Below are 19,674 nucleotides of genomic sequence, written 5' to 3' on the forward strand. Positions count from 1 at the left end.
GAGCGCCATCAATGAACAGAACGCGGCAAGGGAACGGCTTGGGCGGGCACAGCGCCACCTCGGCATTTACGGACCCAGACCTGCGGACGTGGCAGTGCTTCCAGTTCCAGACGCAGCGCCGCAGGTGATGCGTTGGACAGGTGAGAGCGATCGCGGAATACGAAGGCGAGGGCCTGCCCGGTGGCAGCGGCAACCTGCAGACGGCGCAAGGCGCGATCGTCAGCGTGATGCGGCCACGCCAGCACGGCGGCGCAGCTTCCCGATCGTAGGCACTGCTCGGTGGCCCAGAGCACATCCTTCTCACCAGCATCAACGATTTCTACGCGGCGCATGTCGACACCTTGCTGGCGCCAACCGGCGACACACGGCGCATACGGCGGCGACACGATCACTACGTGGCGCTGACCTTGGGTCAACCGTGCAAGCATGGGCAACACGAGGCGAAGTTCGCCCACACCATCGACGGGCAGCAGGATCTCGGACAGCGAAGCCTCGGGCCAACCGCCTGCCGGCAACACGGCATCGAGTGCGCGCAAGCCAGTGGGCTGATCACCGATCGGCACCTCGGGGGCACGACCACGCCAGACCTGACGGGCATCGAGCAAAGCGGACAGTGGGACAACCGCATTCATCAGCTGCCCCGCAGCAGGCCTGCAAACAGACCTTCAATCGCGAAATCTTCGGTCGGGTCCACGTCGATGGGTTTGAAGCCAGGACTGTTCGGCATCAACCGAATCACGTCGTCCTTCATGTAGAGGCGCTTGATCGTGAAACGGTCGCCATCCACACGCGCAGCCACCACTTGGCCGTGACGAGCCACCGGCGTGGCGTGCACTGCCACCAGATCACCGTCCCGGATGCCTTCGTCGCGCATCGAATCGCCTACCACCTTCACAAGGTAGTCCGGTCGCAATCGGAACAACGAACGGGACACGCGCAGACTGCGATCGACGCGAGACTCCGAAAATAGGGGCTCACCGGCCGCGATGCGGCCGATCAGCGGCAGATCCAGCGTGTCCGCATCCATCGGATCGGGTTCGCGTACCAGTCGGATACCGCGGGCATGGCTGGTCTCGATCGTCAGCCGACCTTTCGCTGCGAGCGATTGGACGTGCTTGAACACTGCACTGACGTTGCCGATCCCCAATGCCTCACCGATTTCTTCCAAGGTGGGCGACTGCCCATCCCGCTCGATCCGCGCGCGGATGAAAGCGAGGACGTTCGATTGGCGCTGGGTGATCTGGATGGTCATGGCTCGCATAGTTTCACCTATTTAGGTGAAAATGGAAGATGAAAAAAAGCCACGCCGAACCACTTGAGACAGATCAAAGGTTTAGCGCGGTGTTCGCATCCGGCTTCAAACGCCGTTTCAGTCCCAGCGTCCCCCGAAGCTATCTCACGGGATGAGATGGCGCCGCGATTCACTGCAACCATCACCAGACCAGGCCATCGCATGAACGCTCTTCCCGACCGCTACGCTTCCGATGAACTGGTCCTGCGGGAACCGGGTGACGGCCGCACGCTCGCCCAGCGTCTCTCAAAGCGGTATGCGGCAAGGATCACTGGCGCCTTCGTCGTGCCTGGGCGTGACGGCTCATTTGCACCGTTGCCCGACGACCTACCAACTGCGCTCGCCCAAGCCTTGCGCTCGCGTGGCATCGAGCAGCTGTATAGCCACCAGGCTGACGCTTGGGTCGCGACGCAATCAGGCGCCCATGTCGCCATCGTCACGCCCACCGCTTCAGGCAAGTCGCTCTGCTACACGCTGCCTGTCATCACTGCCGCAATGACGCAGCACGCCAAGGCGCTGTATCTCTTTCCCACGAAAGCGCTGGCGCAGGACCAAGTGGCCGAGTTGCTCGAACTCAATCAGGCCGGCGATTTGGGAGTCAAAGCCTTCACCTTCGATGGCGACACGCCCGGTGACGCGCGCCAAGCCATCCGGTTGCATGGCGACATCGTAGTCAGTAATCCCGACATGCTGCACCAGGCGATCCTGCCGCATCACACCAAATGGGCGCAATTCTTCGAGAACCTGCGGTATGTCGTGATCGACGAGGTGCATACCTACCGCGGCGTCTTCGGTTCGCACGTCGCCAATGTCATTCGCCGGCTGAAGCGCGTGTGCGCGTTCTATGGCGTGACCCCGCAGTTCATCCTCTGCTCCGCCACGATAGGCAACCCGAAGGAGCACGCCGAGGCACTGATCGAGGACGCCGTCACCGCGATCACCGAAAGCGGTGCACCGACCGGCGACAAGCACGTGCTGTTGTGGAACCCACCCGTGGTAAATCCCGATCTCGGTCTGCGCGCCTCGGCGCGGTCGCAAACCAACCGCATCGCGCGACTGGCGATCAAGTCGGGGATGAAGACGTTGGTGTTTGCGCAGTCGCGCACTATGGTCGAGGTGCTGACCAAGTATCTGAAAGACGTGTTCGACAGCGATCCGCGCAAACCCGCCCGGATTCGGGCCTACCGCGGCGGCTACCTTCCCAAGGAACGGCGCGCTGCAGAACGGGAGATGCGTGCTGGCACCATCGACGGGATCGTGAGCACCTCTGCCCTGGAGCTGGGCGTGGACATTGGCAGCCTCGATGTCGTCGTGCTCAACGGGTATCCCGGGTCCGTTGCAGCCACTTGGCAGCGGTTCGGCCGTGCTGGTCGCCGGCAGCAGTCGGCGTTGGGCGTGATGGTGGCCAGCTCAGACCCACTCGATCAATACCTCGTGCGGCACCCGGAGTTCTTCCAGGGCGCAACGCCTGAACATGCCCGCATCCAGCCCGATCAGCCGCTGATCCTGCTCGACCACATTCGCTGTGCCGCTTTCGAGCTGCCTTTCATTGGCGACGAGATGTTCGGCACCGACGTGGCAACGCCTTGGCTCGACGTGTTGGGTGAGGAAGGGGTGCTGCATCGAGAAGGCGATCGTTGGGAGTGGATTGCCGACAGCTATCCGGCCATCACCGTGTCGTTGCGCTCGGTTGCCGACGGCAACTTCGTGGTGGTCGATCGCACCAACGGACGTCAGACGATCATTGCCGAAGTCGACTACTCCGCCGCGCCGGTGACCCTCTACGAGGGCGCCATCCACATGATCCAGTCCGTGCCTTACCAGGTGGAACGGCTCGACTGGGAGGGTCGCAAGGCCTACGTCACGCGAACCCACGTCGACTACTACACCGACGCAATCGACTATACGAAGCTCAAAGTGCTTGACTGCTTCGACACGTCCAACGCCGGATGTGGTCAGGCCCACCATGGCGAAGTGCATGTCGTTCGCCGCGTGCCAGGCTACAAGAAGATCAGGTTTTACTCGCACGAGAACATCGGCTTCGGTCCAGTCAACCTGCCTGATCAGGAGTTGCACACGACGGCCGTGTGGTGGCAGCTCGCGCAGCTGGTGCTGGATGCCGCCTTCGAGCAGCGCCAGCAAGCGCTCGACGGCTTTCTCGGAGCGGCTTATGCGCTACACATCGTGGCGACCGTAGCCGTGATGGCCGAAGCGCGCGACCTGCAGAAGTCCGTAGGCAGTGGTGATGGCGCGTGGTTCGTCAGTGCCGATGTGGCAGGTCGCGGCCAGATCCGCGGCACAGACGGACAGCCTGTCGCATTGGCGGCCGACGCACCGTTTACACCAACGGTCTACCTCTACGACGCGTTTCCCGGTGGCATCGGTCAAAGCGAACCGCTGTTCAGTCGGCGCGAGGATCTCGTGGCGCAATCCGTGACCCTCATCGAACGCTGCGATTGTCGTGGCGGCTGTCCGGGCTGTGTGGGTCCGGTGCTGGCTGCAGATGAAAATGCAGCAACAACGCCCAAGGCGTTAGCACTTCGCGTGCTGGCGCTGCTGGTGGCCCTGTGAGCGCTTTGGCTGCGCGTTTGCGCCAACTACGTACACAGTCAGGTAAACCGTCTGCTGTGGCCCCCTCGAAGCCCAGCCTGTCGCCTGACTTGCTCCGGCTGATTCAAGGACGCGCTCGCATGCTGAGCGTGGGTCCGCGTGCACCGTCCAGCGACCGAATGGTCCCTGGGATTGAGATCGCACCGGGTCTGTTCCTTACCGAAGCGATCATGGAGTGGGGACATCCCCCAGCGATGATCGACACTACATTCGCGCGGTGGAATGAACCTGTCGCTCACAACCGCTTGTTGCACTTCGATACTGAGACAACAGGTCTCGCCGGAGGCACCGGCACGCGCGCATGGATGATTGGGACTGCTGACTGGCTGGCTGATGGGCGCTTCCGCCTGCGCCAGCTGACAACGACCACGATGGGCGCAGAGACCGACATGCTGCGGAATTTCGCCCGGTGGCTGCGACCGGACACGGTGCTCGTCAGTTACAACGGCAAATGCTACGACTCACCTCTGCTCAAGACGCGATATCGCTTGGCTCGGCTACCGGAACCACTGACTGGACTTGGTCATCTGGATCTGCTTCATCCTGTGCGCCGGCACTGGAAAGGTTCGTGGGAGAACTGCCGCTTGGCCACTGCAGAACGCGAACTGCTCGGCGTGGTGCGCGAAGACGACTTGCCGGGATCGGAAGCTCCTGCCGCTTGGCTTAGCTATCTGCGTGGCGGGTCCGCGGTGAACCTGAGACGAGTGATGGTGCACAACTCGCAAGATCTGAAGAGCGTGGCGGGTGTGTTGCTGCACTTGGCCGGCTTGCCTTCGTAAGCGCAGGTAGCGATGGACTGGACGACTTCATGCGCACCACGAGCTTGACCTGAACTCGTTCAGCGTTAGAATTCACCTGTCGATTCAGTTCGACTTTCGAGACTGCAGCGAGATCCGCAAGGATGGCAGTTGCAGCAGGACAGAGAGATGAGCGCCTCTGAACCCTCGCGCGCCCCTGCAGGCAACTGTGGGGCTTTGCTTTTCTGGGCGTCGCAAAGCAGTCGATGGGCGTGCTAGGTCAGGGCTTCATGGCGCACGTGTGAGCTCGCCTCGACGTCGCTCGCGCCCCTCTACTCGCAGCACATTGGCGCTCAGCAGAAGCGCGTGAGCGACGCTGTAGAGCACGCTTTCAGTTAATGCTGAGTCGCTGCGACGACGGGACCCGGAATGACAGTGGCGCCTGTATGGAGATTGGCTAGAAGCACCTGAAGTTCGGCGTAAGGGATAAGGGGGACACGTGGATTTTCCTAGGACTTCCACTCTGGGCAGATACCACGGCGCAGTGAAATTCCTGACGGCAGTTGCAGCTGATCCTGGGATGGTGCTTATACATCGCCCAGAATGCTGATCAGGCTGCGGACCTGCTCTGCGGTGTAAGAATTCAATACTCAGTTTGCATCGCCTTTACTTGACGTTAGCATGACGTTTGTCGCTCGCAGCCCTTGCCAGCGCTCAAAAACGCGAATTCGCGCTGTCACGCGATCTGACTCGCATATTGACGCTTGAAATGCACTCAACTGCATTCCCGGGCTCAGATGGTCAACGCAGCAGGGACGAACTTGAGCCTTGCTTGAGGTCGGTTTGCGGTAGACCGACTGCGCACACCTAAGCATTCGTCATACACATCTCGCACGCTCCGGCATGCGTTATGGTCGGGTCGACTGGTTGAATGGATACACCTCTTGCTTCGTGCAAATGGTGATCATCTTGATTGTCGTGCCAGAAGATTCAAAATCTCGCGTCCGGGTAAATCGGGTGTTTCTCGGATAGCGTTGGTCTGGAGTACCCGTCAAACGAAAACACCCACAATCCATATTCACCATCTGCGCGCTCCGTTTGCACTCTTACAACAGTATGAAGTTCGTTTTCAGGCGGGAATCTGTTTCTCAGAATTATGTCAATTTCCCGCTTTTCATTGGGTTGTAATGGATGCGGCAAGTCCGTCATAAGATTGCAGAAGACCCTCCGACTATCAGACCGATCCGTCACGATCCATGAAATTCGCGTGCGTCTCGCGACCAGTCCGATGTTCTGTAAAACGAGTTTTTGGGTGAGGGTGCCTGAGCTTGCGATTTGCAGACCAGGTGCCAACGTGAAATCCGGCCCAGTCCTCTCGCGCTCTTCCCGTCGATGTACCCGATCATCGTCTATCTGTTGTTGTGTGTGCTCATTGGCTTGCCGTTGAAGCCGGAGCTGTTCTTCCATGGCAGCACTGGTCAGATCATTCGCCTTGCGTTGTGTTTCGATCTGTTCCTGCATGGCTTGGAATGATTCGCTCATCTGTTGCCTCTGCAGCAAGAAGCTTCGCGCAGCCCAGGCAAGCGCGAGGGGTGTGAATACCCCACTTAAGAACGCGCCAACATGATCGAGCTGGTCCAAGCTGGGGTATGTCCAACCGTCCTGGAACAGCCCCGACTTCCGGAGCAGCCAACCAGCCACCGCGGTGGCCATCGCCGTAAAAACCGTGAGCACGAACGTTAGATTGTCACGCTTCCTATTTGTACCCATAGCTCCCCTGTGACCGAGTCGTTGAAGATCCGGAAAACCGCCACCTTGCATATATTGACACGCACCAGCAGCCACAGAATGGTCTCCTGTGGCGATCCGGAAGGTGATACCTGCTCGCCCACAGGTCGTTCGACAGCGCGCCAGAATCGCTGCTGATGCGCTCTCCCAGCGTGCTCACACCACGAACCCTCAGTGGATGATGCTCGATGCCGGCGAGGTGCTCGAACCATCGTGACCCGCCCATGCGGGTCTACCGAGGCTCGGCTTGTAAGTGCGATGTTGTTGCCAACGACCGCGCCACTCAGCTTCAATACCTAACTTCCGGAACGCCGCCTCGCGAAGCACGCCGAGCTGCTCTTTGCCCAGCCGAGTTGACTCGTGCGACATGTAGATCCGCTTCGAGGCTTCCGCCGCATCCAGCTTCAACAGGTCTTTGGTCATATAGAGCGACCAGCAAACAGCCGAGTGGCACCGATCGGCGTGGACTTGATGAAGGTTCCGGAACGCCAGGTTGGGAGAATGCCCGGCGAGGTTCCACAGCAGCCCTTTGATGGTCTTGGGATCTGCGGTGGTTCTGATCAACCCGTGCAAGTGCAATATGCCGGAACGTGACCTCTCCAGCGTCATCATCACAGGCCCGCACCAAAGGAGTGGCATCAGCTCGTTGCGCAGTTTGCGAAATACCTCACGCGGATCAATCTGCATGGCCTCTCGTCGCCGTTCTCCGAAATTCACGGTAAAGCTGACACCACCCTTGGTCCGATCAACGCCACTGGCAACCATCATCACCTTCTCTACGGCTGACTTGGTATCCCAGTTCCTGAGCGTGTAGTGGTAGTAGGACGCGTCTAGCGACACTTCCCTTGCTTTCAACAGTTCTTTCTTGGGGAAGTAGATGGGCTGCTTGTTGTAGAGAGCCATCTTCAGGTCTTCCCCGGTTGCCATCGTGATCTCCTGAGATCCCTTTGAGCTATTGGTATAAACAAGGCTAGTTGGATTTGTGTTCTGGATGGTTAGCGTCACTAAAGGGCGCTTCACCACCGGCTGAACGTCAGGGTGAAGAAGGCTAATCGCAACAAGAGCTTGTGCGCCTTGATGGGTCTTCGAATTCGCCGCGGGGTAGGTGACATTTTTCCGGTTGTTCGTTTTCGTTGTTACCGCTGCGCGCGGCGGTGTCATAGGTGATTGCATACAATTTCCAAGGCGAAAGCATCCACCACACATCATTCGATGCATGTTTGAAGGCTGAGTTGTTGAACACCGCACTAGGCTCGCTCTAGTGCCGTGAAGAAGCACGCATCAACCGATGCATGCTGGTTATGTCAACGCCAACGAGTTCAGCAGTCGGCGCGTCAGATCCGATACCACCGCTGAAAAGTGTTGTTGACCACCTACAGTTTAGTCAGGAATTTTTTTCTTGAAGAAAAAAAATTCGCCCGGAATCCGGGTCACCGACCCGTCCGTCAAACTAGTTGCATGCTGACTATAATCCTTGGTTTTCCCTCGACCTATGCCTTCAGAGCGGCATCGTTAGTTGTGCGTCTGGCACCCGGAATCTTGCTTCCCGCGTGCTACGATTGTCAGCACGAGTAGTTGCTACGTCTGGCAGCACTGGTCGAGCGCTAAGTGTCTGATTCCTAGTGGCATCTGCGGTTGCTACGTTTGATCAGAGACGCGTCTTGGCTAAGTTGTTGATTGCAAAGAGCGAGGTCGTCGGTTCAAATCCGGCCGCCCCGACCAATTCGCAAGAATCACGTGACGGCGCCCTAGGGCGCCGTTGTCGTTTGTGCGCACGCGACGCCGCTGCCAGCGGCGCGCTAGGCTGTCTCCGGATTCCCACTCGGAGGTGTTGCGTATGCCGTCGAACTGCTGTCACCCGGATGCACCCCACATCAAGCTGAAGGCGCCGGACTGGTATGTGTCGGCATTGATGCTGGATCGTGCGCTGGACGCGATCCTGCGTCGGCTCAAGAACCTCGATCGCAATCACGACATTCCTTACCTCGCCGGCTACAGCCAGGACGGCAAGACGATTTACATCGACCGTCATCTGCCGAAGAGCTTCACTTTCCGCGGTCGCACCATCGAAGTGGATCGCTTCCTGATCCTGCACGAGGAAGTGGAGAAAACCCTGATCGACCAGCTCGGTTTGCACTATCTGCATGCCCACCAGATCGCCACCCGCGCCGAGGAGGCGGCGGTGAACGCCGAGCGCATCACCTGGGCGGCGTACGACCGCTTCATGCAGAAGTATGTGAAGTCGATCGGTGACGAGCGATTGAGCAAGGTTCCGGCGGATCTCGATCTCAAGCCGTACCGCGATTATCACGACTACGAGTTGATGCAGCAGATGCTGCAGCACATCGATCGCGCGCCGGGCAGCAGTGCGAAGCTGCGCGATGAGCTGAAGTCTTATGCCGCGGCATTTCGCGAGGAGCATCGGGTGGAGCGCCGTGCATCCGGCAACGTAGCGGCCAAGAGCAACGCGGCCGCAATCGGTGAACGTGGTGCTAGCCGTGCGGCGGGGAAGCCGCCGGCGAAGAAGCCAGCAATTGGCAAGAAGACGGCCGATGGGCGGGGCAAGGCCCGCACCCCGGTTACCTGATCGTTGCTGTGGCCTGCGCGTTCGCGCGGGCCACAGCAACCCGGATCAATACAGCACGCGGCTGCGCAAGGTGCCGGGAATCGCTGCGAGTTGCTCTTTCAACACCGTGGCCTGCGCCGCATCGGCGGTGACGTCGATCACCACGTAGCCGACTTCGCTGTCGGTCTGCAAGAACTGCGCATCGATGTTGATGTTGCCAGCCGAGAACAGTTCGTTGACGCGCGAAAGGATGCCCGGCACGTTGCGGTGGATGTGCAGCAGGCGGCGGCTGTTGGGATGTTCGGGCAGGGTGACTTCGGGGAAGTTGACTGCCGACAGGGTCGAGCCGTTGTCGCTGTAGCGAATCAGCTTGCTGGCGACCTCGATGCCGATATTGTCCTGCGCCTCCAGCGTGCTGCCGCCGATGTGGGGGGTGAGGATGACGTTGTCCATGCCGAGCAGCGGTGAGACGAAGGCATCGTCGTTGCCTTTTGGTTCGAGCGGGAAGACATCCACCGCGGCGCCGGCCAGATGGCCCTGGCGCAGCGCAGTAGCCAGCGCGTCGATGTCCACCACGCTGCCGCGCGAGGCGTTGATCAGCATCGCGCCGGCATGCATCTTCGCCAGTTGCTCGCGCCGGATCATCAGCTGCGTGGCGGGAGTCTCCGGCACATGCAGGGTGACCACGTCGGCGCGTTCCAGCAGTTCGTCGAGACTGGACACCGCGCGCGCATTGCCCAGCGACAGCTTGGTTTCGATATCGTGGAAGATCACCCGCATGCCCAGGCTCTCGGCCAGCACGCCGACCTGGGTGCCGATGTGGCCGTAGCCGACGATGCCGAGCACCTTGTCGCGCGTCTCGTAGCTGCCGGTGGCGGACTTGGTCCAGCCGCCGCGATGGCATAGCGCGTTCTTCTGCGGGATGCCGCGCAACAGCATGATCGCCTCGGCGATCACCAGTTCGGCCACGCTGCGCGTGTTGGAGTAGGGCGCGTTGAACACCGGCACGCCCAGCTTGCGCGCGGCAGTCAGGTCGACCTGATTGGTGCCGATGCAGAAGCAGCCCACCGCGATCAGGCGCTTGGCCTGCGCCAGTACCTCGGCGCTGAGCTGCGTGCGGGAACGGATGCCGACGATATGCGCGTCGGCGATGCGTGCCTTCAGCTCGACCTCCGGCAGCGACTTCGCGTGCAGCTCGATCTGGCTGTAGCCAGCACGATGAAAATTCTCGACCGCACTGGCGCTGACGCCCTCCAGCAGCAACACCTTGATGTCTTGGCGGGGGTAGGAGGTTTGCATGCGTCGGCCCGGGCAGGAAGGAGTTCGTACTATGCCAGAGCTGGAGACGATTTGCGGCGCTGCAACACTGGACGCGAAGCGATGCGACTGGCAGGCTGTGCGGACATTCTGGAGCCACGCATGTCCGATGCCCGCCTTGCCGACCTGTCCCGCCGGTTGCCTGATCTGCGGCTGCTCACCGAGCCAGGCGAGCTGGAGCATTACGGCCGCGACTGGACCCGGCGCTGGACGCCGGCGCCGTTGGCGATCGCGTTGCCGTCGAGCATCGACGAGGTGCAGGCGATCGTGTGTTGGGCCAACGAACGGCAGATTGCGATCGTCCCCTCCGGCGGCCGCACCGGCCTGTCTGGTGGCGCAGTGGCCGCCAACGGTGAGTTGGTGTTGAGCCTGGAACGGATGAATCGCGTGCTGGATTTCGACGCGGTGGATCGCACGCTGACCGTGCAGCCGGGCATCATCCTGCAAACCGTGCATGAGGCCGCCCGCAGCCATGGCCTGATCTATCCGGTCGATTTCGCCGCGCGGGGTTCATGCTCGATCGGCGGCAATATCGCGACCAATGCCGGCGGCATCCGGGTGATCCGTTATGGTAATACGCGCGAGTGGATCGTCGGATTGAAGGTGGTGGTCGGCAACGGCGAGCTGCTTGAGCTCAATCGCGGCCTGATCAAGAACTCCAGCGGCTACGACTTCCGTCAGCTGATGATCGGTTCGGAGGGTACGCTCGGCATTGTGGTGGAAGCGACGCTGAAACTTACCGATCCGCCGCCGCCGTCGCAGGTGATGTTGCTGGCGTTGCCTCACATGGACGCGCTGATGCAGGTGTTTGCGCTGTTCCGTGCGCGCCTGACGTTGCAGGCATTCGAGTTCTTCACCGATCACGCGCTTGAGCATGTACTGGCGCATGGCGCGCAGCGTGCCATCGACGGCGATTATCCGTATTACGTGGTGACCGAGTTCGATGCTGTCGATGAGCGGGCGCAGGACGCCGCGCTGGCGGCATTCGAGCATGCACTGGAGCAGGGCTGGGTCAGCGACGGCGTGATCGCGCAGAGCGAGGCGCAGTCAGCTGCACTGTGGCGGCTGCGCGAAGGCATCACGGAGAGCCTGGCGTCGCGGCGACCCTACAAGAACGACGTGTCGGTTCGCATCAGTGCCGTACCGGCGTTCCTGCACGAGATGCAGGCGCTGCTGGCGCACGAATACCCGCAGATCGAGGTGGTGTGGTTTGGCCATATCGGCGATGGCAACCTGCACATCAACGTGTTGCGCCCGGACGGTATGTCTGAGGAGACGTTCATCGCCCAATGCGAACACGTCACCAGGCTGCTGGCGGCAACCCTGCAACGGCACGGCGGCAGCATCTCGGCCGAGCACGGCATCGGGCTGGTCAAGCGGGCCTACCTGGAAAGCACTCGCAGCGCGGCGGAAATTGCGTTGATGCAGGGCGTGCGCAAGGTGTTTGATCCGAACGGCGTCCTCAATCCCGGCAAGCTGTTCGCAGGCGGCTGAGGGCTCTGAAGCCGCCTGCATGCTAATCTTGGCGGCTTGTTTATTCGCTTTGAGGAGCCGTCATGTCGCCGCCGCTTCGTTCGCTGTACCCCGAGATCGAGCCCTTCGACAGCGGCTTGCTCAAGGTGTCCGCACTGCACACGCTGTACTACGAACAGAGCGGCAACCCGAACGGCAAGCCGGTGGTGTTCCTGCACGGTGGCCCGGGCGGCGGTACCAATCCGAAGTGCCGACGTTTCTTCGATCCGGCGATCTATCGCATCGTGCTGTTCGATCAGCGTGGTTGCGGCAAGTCCACGCCACATGCGGAACTGACTGACAACACTACCTGGGAGCTGGTCGCTGACATCGAGCGCCTGCGTGAGCACCTGGTGATCGACCGCTGGCAGGTGTTCGGCGGCTCCTGGGGCTCCACGCTGGCACTGGCTTATGCGCAGGCGCATCCGGACATGGTGACCGAACTGGTGCTGCGCGGCATCTTCATGCTGCGCCGCTGGGAGCTGGAGTGGTTCTACCAGAAGGGTTGCGACGCGCTGTACCCGGACGCGTGGGAGACCTATCTCAACGCGATTCCGGAGGTCGAGCGCGGCGATCTGATGAGTGCCTATCACCGGCGATTGACCAGCACTGATGAGAAAACGCGTACCGATGCTGCCCGCGCCTGGTCGGTCTGGGAGGGTGCCACCAGCTTTCTGTGGCAGGACAAGTCGCACATCGAATCCAGCGCCGAAGACGAGTTCGCGCTGGCGTTCGCGCGGATCGAATGCCATTACTTCGTCAACGGTGGCTTCTTCGAGCACGACGATCAGTTGCTGCGCAACGTGGATCGTATCCGCACCATTCCCACGGTGATCGTGCAGGGTCGCTACGACGTGGTCTGCCCGCTGCGCAGTGCGTGGGATCTGCATCGTGCATGGCCCGAAGCCGATCTGCACATCGTGCAGGATGCGGGTCACTCGGCATTCGAGCCAGGCATCATGCATCAGCTGCTGGAGGCGACCGATCGTTTCGGTCGCTGAGGCTCTGTCGGCATTGCAGGAGCGGGTCTGGCTTCAGTCGGTTGCCGGCAGTTGTTTGGTACCGAAGATCTTGTCACCCGCGTCACCGAGTCCCGGCAGGATGTAGCCGTGCTCGTTCAGGCGCTCGTCGATCGAGGCGGTGTATATCTCGATATCCGGATGGGCGGCCTCGATGCGCTTGAGGCCTTCCGGCGCGGCGACCAGGAACAGTCCCTTGATGCGCTTGCAGCCGGCGGCTTTCAGCATGTCGACGGCAGCGATCAGGGTGCCGGCAGTGGCCAGCATCGGATCGACGATCAGCGCGATGCGCTCGTCCATGCGGCCGCTGAGCTTCTCGTAGTAGGCGACCGGTTGCAGCGTGTGTTCGTCCCGCTGCACCCCGACCACGCTGACCTTGGCCGACGGAATCATGTCGAGCACACCAGGCAACATGCCCAGACCCGCGCGAAGGATCGGCACGATGGTGATCTTCTTGCCTTTGATCCGGTGCACCTGCAGCGGACCGGCCCAGCCATCGATCTGTTCCTCGACGGTTTCCAGATCCTTGGTGGCTTCGTAGGTGAGCAGGGCGGCGACTTCGGAGGCCAGCTCGCGGAATTCCTTGGTGCTGATGCCGGCACGGCGCATGAGGCCCAGCTTGTGCTGGATCAGCGGATGGCGGACTTCGGTGATTTTCATGCCTGACTGCCTGGGGATGGATGCAGCGCCTTGCGCACCGCGACAGTCGGAAGCTTAACGGGAGGTTCCGCTTACCGCACGATGACGCGTACGGAAAGAGAAGGGGCGCCGATTGCCGGCGCCCCCGAAAACAATTACGGCGTGGCCGGTGCGGCGGCCCCACCCTTCAGACAGCCGCTCATGAAAGTCTTGCGGGCAGCGCCCGCTAGCGCCTTCGTCTTGGCGTCGGCATTGCAGCTGGTCATCTTCTGCTGCTGAGTCTGTTTCGCGGTCATTGCGGGAGCTGCGGCAGCGGCAGCTGGCGCAGCGGCTGGAGTGGCAGCCGCGGTGCTATCGCCCTTCAGGCAGGCGCTCATGAAAGCCTTGTGGTCGGCTCCCTTCTTGCCGGCGGACTGGTGGCTGCAGTCGGCCATGCGCTGCTGCGATGCGGACAACGTCTTGGTGGGGGCTGCCGGGGTGGCGGCAAAGGCCGAGGTGGCGGCAAGAACCAGCGCGGCGCTGGCAGCAATCAGGCTGAAACGCAGAGACATGTGGAAACCCTCCTGAGATGACCGGCGAGTACCGGTGGAGGCAAGTCTATGCCGGTTGCATGAAAGTGCGACAGTGGGGGTGATTTCCCGTGTGCTTTCGATTCATCCTGCGACGGGCGAGTATTCAGCCTCGCCGCAGGATGACTTCGGTACGAGCGCTCAGGCCGCCTCGGCCTTGGCCTTGCGCGGACCCTCCAGCAAGGCCTTGCGCACATGTGCCACGACCAGGTCGATTTCGGCGCTGGTGACGTTGAAGTGCGGGGTGAAACGCAGCGAATTGACGCCGCCGTGGATCACGCCGACGCCGTGTTCGCGCATGTACTCCTCGGTCGAGCCGGCGCCGTAGCACTTGTACTCCGGCGCCAGTTCGCAGGAGAACAGCAGGCCGGTGCCCTGCACCTTGGTGATCAGGCCGCCCAGCTCGTTCTTCAGCGCGTTGAGCTTGTCGACGAATTCCTTGCCGCGCTCGCGGATGTTGCTGCGCACTTCGTCGGTCAGCTCACCCAGCGTGGCCAGCGCCACGTCCAGCGCGCGCGGGTTCGCGGTCATGGTGTTGCCGTAGATGCCCTTGCGGTACAACCCGGCGGTGCGCGCGCTGACCGCCAGCACCGACAACGGGTACTGGCCGGCGTTGAGCGCCTTGGAGAAGGTTTCCATGTCCGGTGCGGGGAGTTTCTCGAAGCCCGGGTAGTCGGTGATCGACAGCACGCCATGCGCACGCAGGCCAGCCTGGATCGAATCGATCAGCAGCAGGGTGCCGTGCGCTTCGGTCAGCGCGCGCGCTGCCTTGTAGAAATCCGGTGTCACCGCGCGGCCCGGGTCGCCTTCGCCCATCACCGGCTCCAGGAACATCGCCTCGATGAACCAGCCGTGCTTGTCGGCGTCGGCGAAGGCGGTTTCCAGCTGCGCGATGTCATATGGCGCCACGGTGAGCACGCTGTCTTCGTGGCGGTAGCTGGCCAGGTGCTGCTGGTAGGTCTTGCGGCTGGAATCGGAATACAGCGCCGGCTTGTCGGTGCGGCCATGGAACGCGCCCTTCACCGCGAGCCGCTTGATCGTGCGACCGGCATAGCGGGCGCCAGTGTCGGTCATCAGCTTGGCATTGACGTCGGCGATCCGGCAGGCCAGCGAGACCGACTCGGAGCCGGAGTTCAGGCACAGATAATTCGTATACGGACTGCCACCGCGGGTGCGGCCCAGCTCCTTGTTGAGCGCGGCGGTGAAGCGCAGCTGCGACACGCTGGGTGCCATCACGTTGGCCATCACCTGCGGACGGCTCAGCGCATCGAGGATCGCCGGGTCGTTGTGGCCGAAGCCGAGCATGCCGTAGCCGCCGTTGTCGTGCACCACGGTACCCTTCAGCGTGACGATCCACGGGCCGCGCGCGGCAGCCGCCAGGTACGGGTTGATCGCGTCGTCAGGATAGAAGTTGACGAAACCGGCCTGGGTCTGCGCCAGTTGCTCGACTTCATCGAGCTTGAGGAAATCACTCAGGTCGGCACGCAGTTCGCGATGGCGCACCACCGCTTCGGCAATCGCCTGGACCAGCATCGGGTCGTTGGCAGCCATGCGCTCGATGCTGGCGTCATCCAGACCGACGGTCCGCGGTTTGCCGCCAAAATCGCGCAATTCGCGCAGCTGGTTGATCACACCCATGATGAGTCCTCCGTAGCTCCGTCGGTCGGCACGCGTGCCGGACTGGCGGACATTAGTGAATGCGTGGCGGGAAACGCAGGCGAGCAGGCGCTTCCTCAAGGTTTCAGGTATTTCATGCCGCCATTTCAGTGCCTTACGGGCGGCTTTATCCCTCACAGGATACCTTGCGGCGTCGGTGGCCGTAACCCCGTACCCGGGTGGGGTGACGGCTGTCACCCCCGATGACTGACGCCAGCGACTGCCTGCGGCGCTTGGTCCCGCGCAGGATAGGTGGCACTGGAGGAGTTCCCATGCCGCATTCCCCTGATCCACATACCCGTGAACCGATCGCCCGCCTCGGCGGTGCCGTCAAACGCTATGGCCCACTGACCGCGTTGGACGGCGCCGACCTGAGTCTGCAGCGCGGCGAACTGCTCGCCCTGCTCGGCCCCAATGGGGCGGGCAAGACCACCGCGATTGCCCTGCTGTTGGGGCTGATTCGTGCCGATGCGGGCACGATCGAACTGTTTGGTCAGGATCCGCAGCGGATCGAGGCGCGCCGGCGGATCGGCGTGATGCTGCAGAACGCCGAGCTGCCGGCAACGCTGCGGGTGGTCGAACTGCTGCGGTTGACCGCCAGCTATTACCCGGCACCGCGCACCCTGGCGGAAACCGCCGAGCTGGCTGGCATTGCCGACCTGCTCAAGCGCCCCTACGCGAAACTCTCCGGTGGCCAGCAGCGGCGCGTGCAATTCGCGCTGGCGTTGTGCGGTCGCCCCGAGCTGTTGTTCCTGGACGAGCCCACTGTGGGCATGGATATCGAGGCGCGGCAGAAGCTGTGGGTGGCGATCCGCCAACTGCTTGCGGAAGGTTGCTCGGTATTGCTGACCACGCATTATCTGGAAGAGGCCGAGGCACTGGCCGACCGTGTCTGTGTGATGGCGCGGGGCCGGATGATCCACGAAGGCACGGTTGACGAGCTGCGGGCGCGGGTGGCGATGAAACGCATCCGTTGCCTGAGTGCACTGCCGATCGACACCGTGCAAGGCTGGCCTGAGGTCAGCCAAGTGCGTCGGGAAAACGAGCGCCTGCACATCGCCACCGCCGAGGCCGAAACTGTCGTGCGTCGATTGCTCGACGCTGATCGCCACCTGCGCGAACTGGAAGTACACCGCGCCGGCCTGGCTGAGGCATTCACCGAACTTACCCGCGATGCCGACGAGGCATCGGATACCGACCAGCGCGAGGCTGCCTGAGATGGAAACCATCATGCCTGTCACCGAACTGACAACGACGAGTGCGATGCCGCGCAGTCGCGTCATCGGCGCCTATCTGGAAGAGGCGCGCAGCGAGTGCCTGCGTTACATGCGCGCGCCGTCCTTCATGCTGCCGATCATGCTGTTCCCTGGACTGTTCTATCTGTTTTTCGGTGTGTTGATGGCCCGGACCGAGGGCGCTGATGCGGGGCGCTACCTGTTGGCCAGCTACGGCACGTTCGGCGTGATGAGTCCGGGCCTGTTCGGCTTTGGTGTGTCGCTGGCGCTGGAACGCGATGGCGGCCTGCTGACTTTCAAGCGCGCACTGCCGATGCCGCCGGGCGCCTATCTGCTGGGCAAGATGTTGATGGCGATGGTAGCGGCTGGCGTGGTCATCCTGTTGCTGCTGACCATGGCTGTAACGCTGGGGCACGTGGCGTTGAGTCCGTTGCAAGCCGGTGCGTTGCTGCTCACCGGCATGCTCGGTGTGCTGCCGTTCTGTGCGCTGGGCATGTTCGTTGGTACCCTGATCAAGGGCCAGGGTGCGCCCGGCATGCTGCAGCTGGTCTATATGCCGATGTCGATCATGTCCGGTCTGTGGTTTCCGCTGCCGATGCTGCCGAAATTCCTGCAGCAGATCGCGCCGGTGTGGCCGAGCTATCACCTCGATCAGCTGGCCCTGGCGGCAGTGGGCATGCGGCAAGGGATGTTGCTGCCGCATGTGTTGACGTTGTTTGGATTTGCTGCGGGATTCCTGCTGCTGGCCGCGCGGCGCCTGCGCCGCTACGGTTGAAGTAGCATGCTGTCCAAACCGATCCATCAGCGAAAAGCCACGCCATGATCCCTGACTTCATTGCACGATGGTTCTCACCAGCGCCCGATTCGGGTGTGGCCGACGACCTTCGCCGGGGCAAGTCACCATGGATCGACAGCGTGCACGTGCTGTGGTCGTTCTGGGTATTCATCACGCCGTTGTTCGACCATGGCCTGAACGGCTACACCAGAACCTGGCTGCTGTGCACGCTGGGTTCGTATCCGGTGTTTTTGCTGCTGTTCGCGAAGATCCAGCTGGCTTCCCGTCGGACGGCGCATTGGTATGCATGGGGCATGGCAGTCCTGTGTTTCAGCTTGCTGCACTGGTATCCGAGTGGCCTCAGCTATTTCGTCTATGCCTGTGTGATGTTGGGCCATTGCGACATGCGCCGGTTTCGCAACTATGCGATCCAGGTGCTGCTGCTCAACGCAGCCTACGTGGCTCTGGCCTGGTGGCTTGGCTATCCGCCCGTACTGCTGGTGATCATGCCGGTCACAGTCTTCATCATTTTCACCATTGTCGCCGTCGAGCACATGAGCCAGGAGAAGAATGCCGCACTCAGTCTTTCGCATGAGGAAGTGCGTCGGCTCGCCGCGACGGCGGAGCGCGAAAGGATCGGGCGCGACCTGCACGATCTGCTGGGACATACGCTGTCACTGATCACCTTGAAGCTGGAGTTGTCGCGCAAATTGTTCGACCGCGATGTCCAGGCGGCAAAGCGCGAAGTGGAGGAGGCCGAGAAAGTTGCGCGCCATGCGCTGGCCGAGGTGCGCTGTGCCGTCACCGGCATCCGTGCTGCCGATCTGGCGGCCGAACTGGCGGCCGCCCGGTTGCTGCTGGAATCCTCGCGAGTGCATCTGGACTATGGCCTGCCGCCGTCCGACCTGCCGGGCGACATTGAACGTGGCTTGTCGCTGGTATTGCGCGAGGCGGTCACCAACATCGCGCGCCACGCCGATGCCAGTCGCGCACAGGTCGAGTGGGCCCGCGAGCATGCCAGTGTGCGCATGCAGATCATCGACAACGGCCACGGTGGCATTGACAACGAGGGCAATGGGCTGTGCGGCATGCGTGAGCGTGTGCGTGCGCTGGGTGGCACGTTGATGATTGAGTCGACGCGTGGTCAGGGAACCCGGTTGAAGGTGGTTGTGCCGGTACCGATTCTTCGGCTCGTCGATACGTCATCCATGCCATCAAACATGCCCGTCGATGAAGCATTGACCACAACAATTTCTGGACAACCTGCTACATGAAAAGCTCTTTATCGTTGGCCGTACATCTGACTGCCGTAGTGCCTTGCAACGGGCACCCGAGGAGCGCTGCATGATCCGCATCTTGCTGGCTGAGGATCAGGCGATGGTGCGCGGCGCGCTCTCGGCGCTGCTCAAGCTGGAATCCGATATCGAGGTACTCGGTTCGGCCGCCGACGGTGAAATTGCGTGGCGCGAACTGCAGCGGTTGAAACCGGACGTGTTGGTTACCGACATCGAAATGCCCGGTCTCACCGGGCTGGAACTCGCGCAACGTATCCAGCGGCACGCCATGCCGATCAAGGTCATCATCGTCACCACGTTTGCTCGCCCGGGCTTCCTGCGTCGTGCGCTCGACGCTGGCGTCAGCGGTTACCTGCTAAAGGATGCGCCTGCTGAAAATCTGGCCGAGGCATTGCGCACCGTGCATCGTGGTGGCCGCGCGATCGATCCGCAGCTGGCGCTGGAAGCCTGGTCGGAGGCCGATCCGCTGAACGACCGTGAGCGCCAGGTATTGCGGCTGGCTGGCGAAGGCCAGTCGGCTGGTGATATCGCGACGCAGCTGAGCTTGTCGCACGGCACTGTGCGCAATTACCTGTCCGAGGCGATCGGCAAGCTCGGTGTCGCCAACCGCATCGAGGCGTATCGACTGGCACGGCAGAAAGGCTGGTTGTAGGTCGTCGAGCAAG

Annotated in this window: 17 protein-coding genes; 9 read left to right on the forward strand and 8 right to left on the reverse strand. The window is 61.8% G+C overall.

The genetic code is table 11. The features are described 5' to 3' along the window. Window positions 1-8: 8 nt before the first annotated feature. Both imuA and lexA read right to left on the reverse strand, forming a co-directional pair. Window positions 9-632 (reverse strand): translesion DNA synthesis-associated protein ImuA, encoded by a 624-nt coding sequence (gene imuA / locus B0E48_RS04730; RefSeq protein ID WP_077516362.1) that lies wholly within the window; start codon window positions 630-632, stop codon window positions 9-11. Continuing rightward, window positions 632-1,252 (reverse strand): transcriptional repressor LexA, encoded by a 621-nt coding sequence (lexA, locus tag B0E48_RS04735; protein ID WP_077516364.1) that lies wholly within the window; start codon window positions 1,250-1,252, stop codon window positions 632-634. The genes imuA and lexA overlap by 1 nt, the downstream gene beginning before the upstream one ends. A gap of 201 nt (window positions 1,253-1,453) precedes the next feature. Here lexA and B0E48_RS04740 point away from each other — a divergent pair, with 201 nt between their 5' ends. Together B0E48_RS04740 and B0E48_RS04745 are read left to right on the forward strand one after the other, a co-directional pair. Then, window positions 1,454-3,862 (forward strand): DEAD/DEAH box helicase, encoded by a 2,409-nt coding sequence (locus tag B0E48_RS04740; protein ID WP_077516366.1) that lies wholly within the window; start codon window positions 1,454-1,456, stop codon window positions 3,860-3,862. A gap of 119 nt (window positions 3,863-3,981) precedes the next feature. Beyond that, window positions 3,982-4,680: a ribonuclease H-like domain-containing protein gene (locus B0E48_RS04745; protein WP_077516369.1), complete on the forward strand. Its 699-nt coding sequence runs from the start codon at window positions 3,982-3,984 to the stop codon at window positions 4,678-4,680. A 948-nt stretch (window positions 4,681-5,628) separates the two neighbouring features. Here B0E48_RS04745 and B0E48_RS17445 read toward each other — a convergent pair. Next, entirely contained in the window at window positions 5,629-6,351 is a 723-nt protein-coding gene (locus tag B0E48_RS17445; RefSeq protein WP_168170285.1) for a hypothetical protein, read from the reverse strand. 246 nt (window positions 6,352-6,597) lie between these two features. Beyond that, window positions 6,598-7,587, reverse strand: coding sequence for a hypothetical protein (locus B0E48_RS04750; protein ID WP_217317809.1), 990 nt, complete (start codon window positions 7,585-7,587; stop codon window positions 6,598-6,600). A 676-nt stretch (window positions 7,588-8,263) separates the two neighbouring features. Here B0E48_RS04750 and B0E48_RS04755 point away from each other — a divergent pair. After that, window positions 8,264-9,013 (forward strand): hypothetical protein, encoded by a 750-nt coding sequence (locus B0E48_RS04755; protein ID WP_077516373.1) that lies wholly within the window; start codon window positions 8,264-8,266, stop codon window positions 9,011-9,013. Window positions 9,014-9,058: 45 nt separating this feature from the next. On the opposite strand, the gene serA is transcribed toward B0E48_RS04755, so the two are convergent. After that, window positions 9,059-10,291, reverse strand: coding sequence for a phosphoglycerate dehydrogenase (gene serA / locus B0E48_RS04760; protein WP_077516375.1), 1,233 nt, complete (start codon window positions 10,289-10,291; stop codon window positions 9,059-9,061). Between the two features lie 120 nt (window positions 10,292-10,411). Between serA and B0E48_RS04765 the strand changes: the two genes are divergently transcribed. Further along, on the forward strand, window positions 10,412-11,803 hold the full coding sequence (locus B0E48_RS04765) for an FAD-binding oxidoreductase (RefSeq protein ID WP_077516988.1): 1,392 nt from the start codon (window positions 10,412-10,414) through the stop codon (window positions 11,801-11,803). 62 nt (window positions 11,804-11,865) lie between these two features. After that, window positions 11,866-12,822, forward strand: a complete 957-nt coding sequence (gene pip / locus B0E48_RS04770; protein WP_077516377.1) for a prolyl aminopeptidase — start codon at window positions 11,866-11,868, stop codon at window positions 12,820-12,822. 33 nt (window positions 12,823-12,855) lie between these two features. Here pip and upp read toward each other — a convergent pair whose 3' ends face one another. The 3 genes from upp to B0E48_RS04785 form a co-directional block, all read right to left on the reverse strand. After that, window positions 12,856-13,500 carry a uracil phosphoribosyltransferase gene (upp, locus tag B0E48_RS04775; RefSeq protein ID WP_077516379.1) on the reverse strand — a complete coding sequence of 215 codons (645 nt, stop codon included), beginning with the start codon at window positions 13,498-13,500 and terminating at the stop codon, window positions 12,856-12,858. A 134-nt stretch (window positions 13,501-13,634) separates the two neighbouring features. After that, window positions 13,635-14,030: a PsiF family protein gene (locus B0E48_RS04780; protein ID WP_077516381.1), complete on the reverse strand. Its 396-nt coding sequence runs from the start codon at window positions 14,028-14,030 to the stop codon at window positions 13,635-13,637. Window positions 14,031-14,189: 159 nt separating this feature from the next. Further along, complete coding sequence (locus tag B0E48_RS04785) at window positions 14,190-15,686, reverse strand: aminotransferase class III-fold pyridoxal phosphate-dependent enzyme (RefSeq protein ID WP_077516383.1); 1,497 nt, start codon at window positions 15,684-15,686, stop codon at window positions 14,190-14,192. A 290-nt stretch (window positions 15,687-15,976) separates the two neighbouring features. On the opposite strand from B0E48_RS04785, the gene B0E48_RS04790 reads away from it, so the two are divergent. The 4 genes from B0E48_RS04790 to B0E48_RS04805 all read left to right on the forward strand — a co-directional run bounded on the left by B0E48_RS04790 (window position 15,977) and on the right by B0E48_RS04805 (window position 19,661). Further along, window positions 15,977-16,921, forward strand: a complete 945-nt coding sequence (locus B0E48_RS04790) for an ABC transporter ATP-binding protein (RefSeq protein WP_077516385.1) — start codon at window positions 15,977-15,979, stop codon at window positions 16,919-16,921. A 13-nt stretch (window positions 16,922-16,934) separates the two neighbouring features. Then, complete coding sequence (locus B0E48_RS04795; RefSeq protein WP_254423843.1) at window positions 16,935-17,714, forward strand: ABC transporter permease; 780 nt, start codon at window positions 16,935-16,937, stop codon at window positions 17,712-17,714. 44 nt (window positions 17,715-17,758) lie between these two features. Further along, window positions 17,759-18,988, forward strand: a complete 1,230-nt coding sequence (locus tag B0E48_RS04800) for a sensor histidine kinase (RefSeq protein ID WP_077516388.1) — start codon at window positions 17,759-17,761, stop codon at window positions 18,986-18,988. Window positions 18,989-19,058: 70 nt separating this feature from the next. Further along, window positions 19,059-19,661 (forward strand): response regulator transcription factor, encoded by a 603-nt coding sequence (locus B0E48_RS04805; RefSeq protein WP_077516389.1) that lies wholly within the window; start codon window positions 19,059-19,061, stop codon window positions 19,659-19,661. Window positions 19,662-19,674 lie beyond the last annotated feature (13 nt).

Source organism: Rhodanobacter sp. C03 (genome assembly GCF_002001175.1).
Lineage (GTDB): Bacteria > Pseudomonadota > Gammaproteobacteria > Xanthomonadales > Rhodanobacteraceae > Rhodanobacter.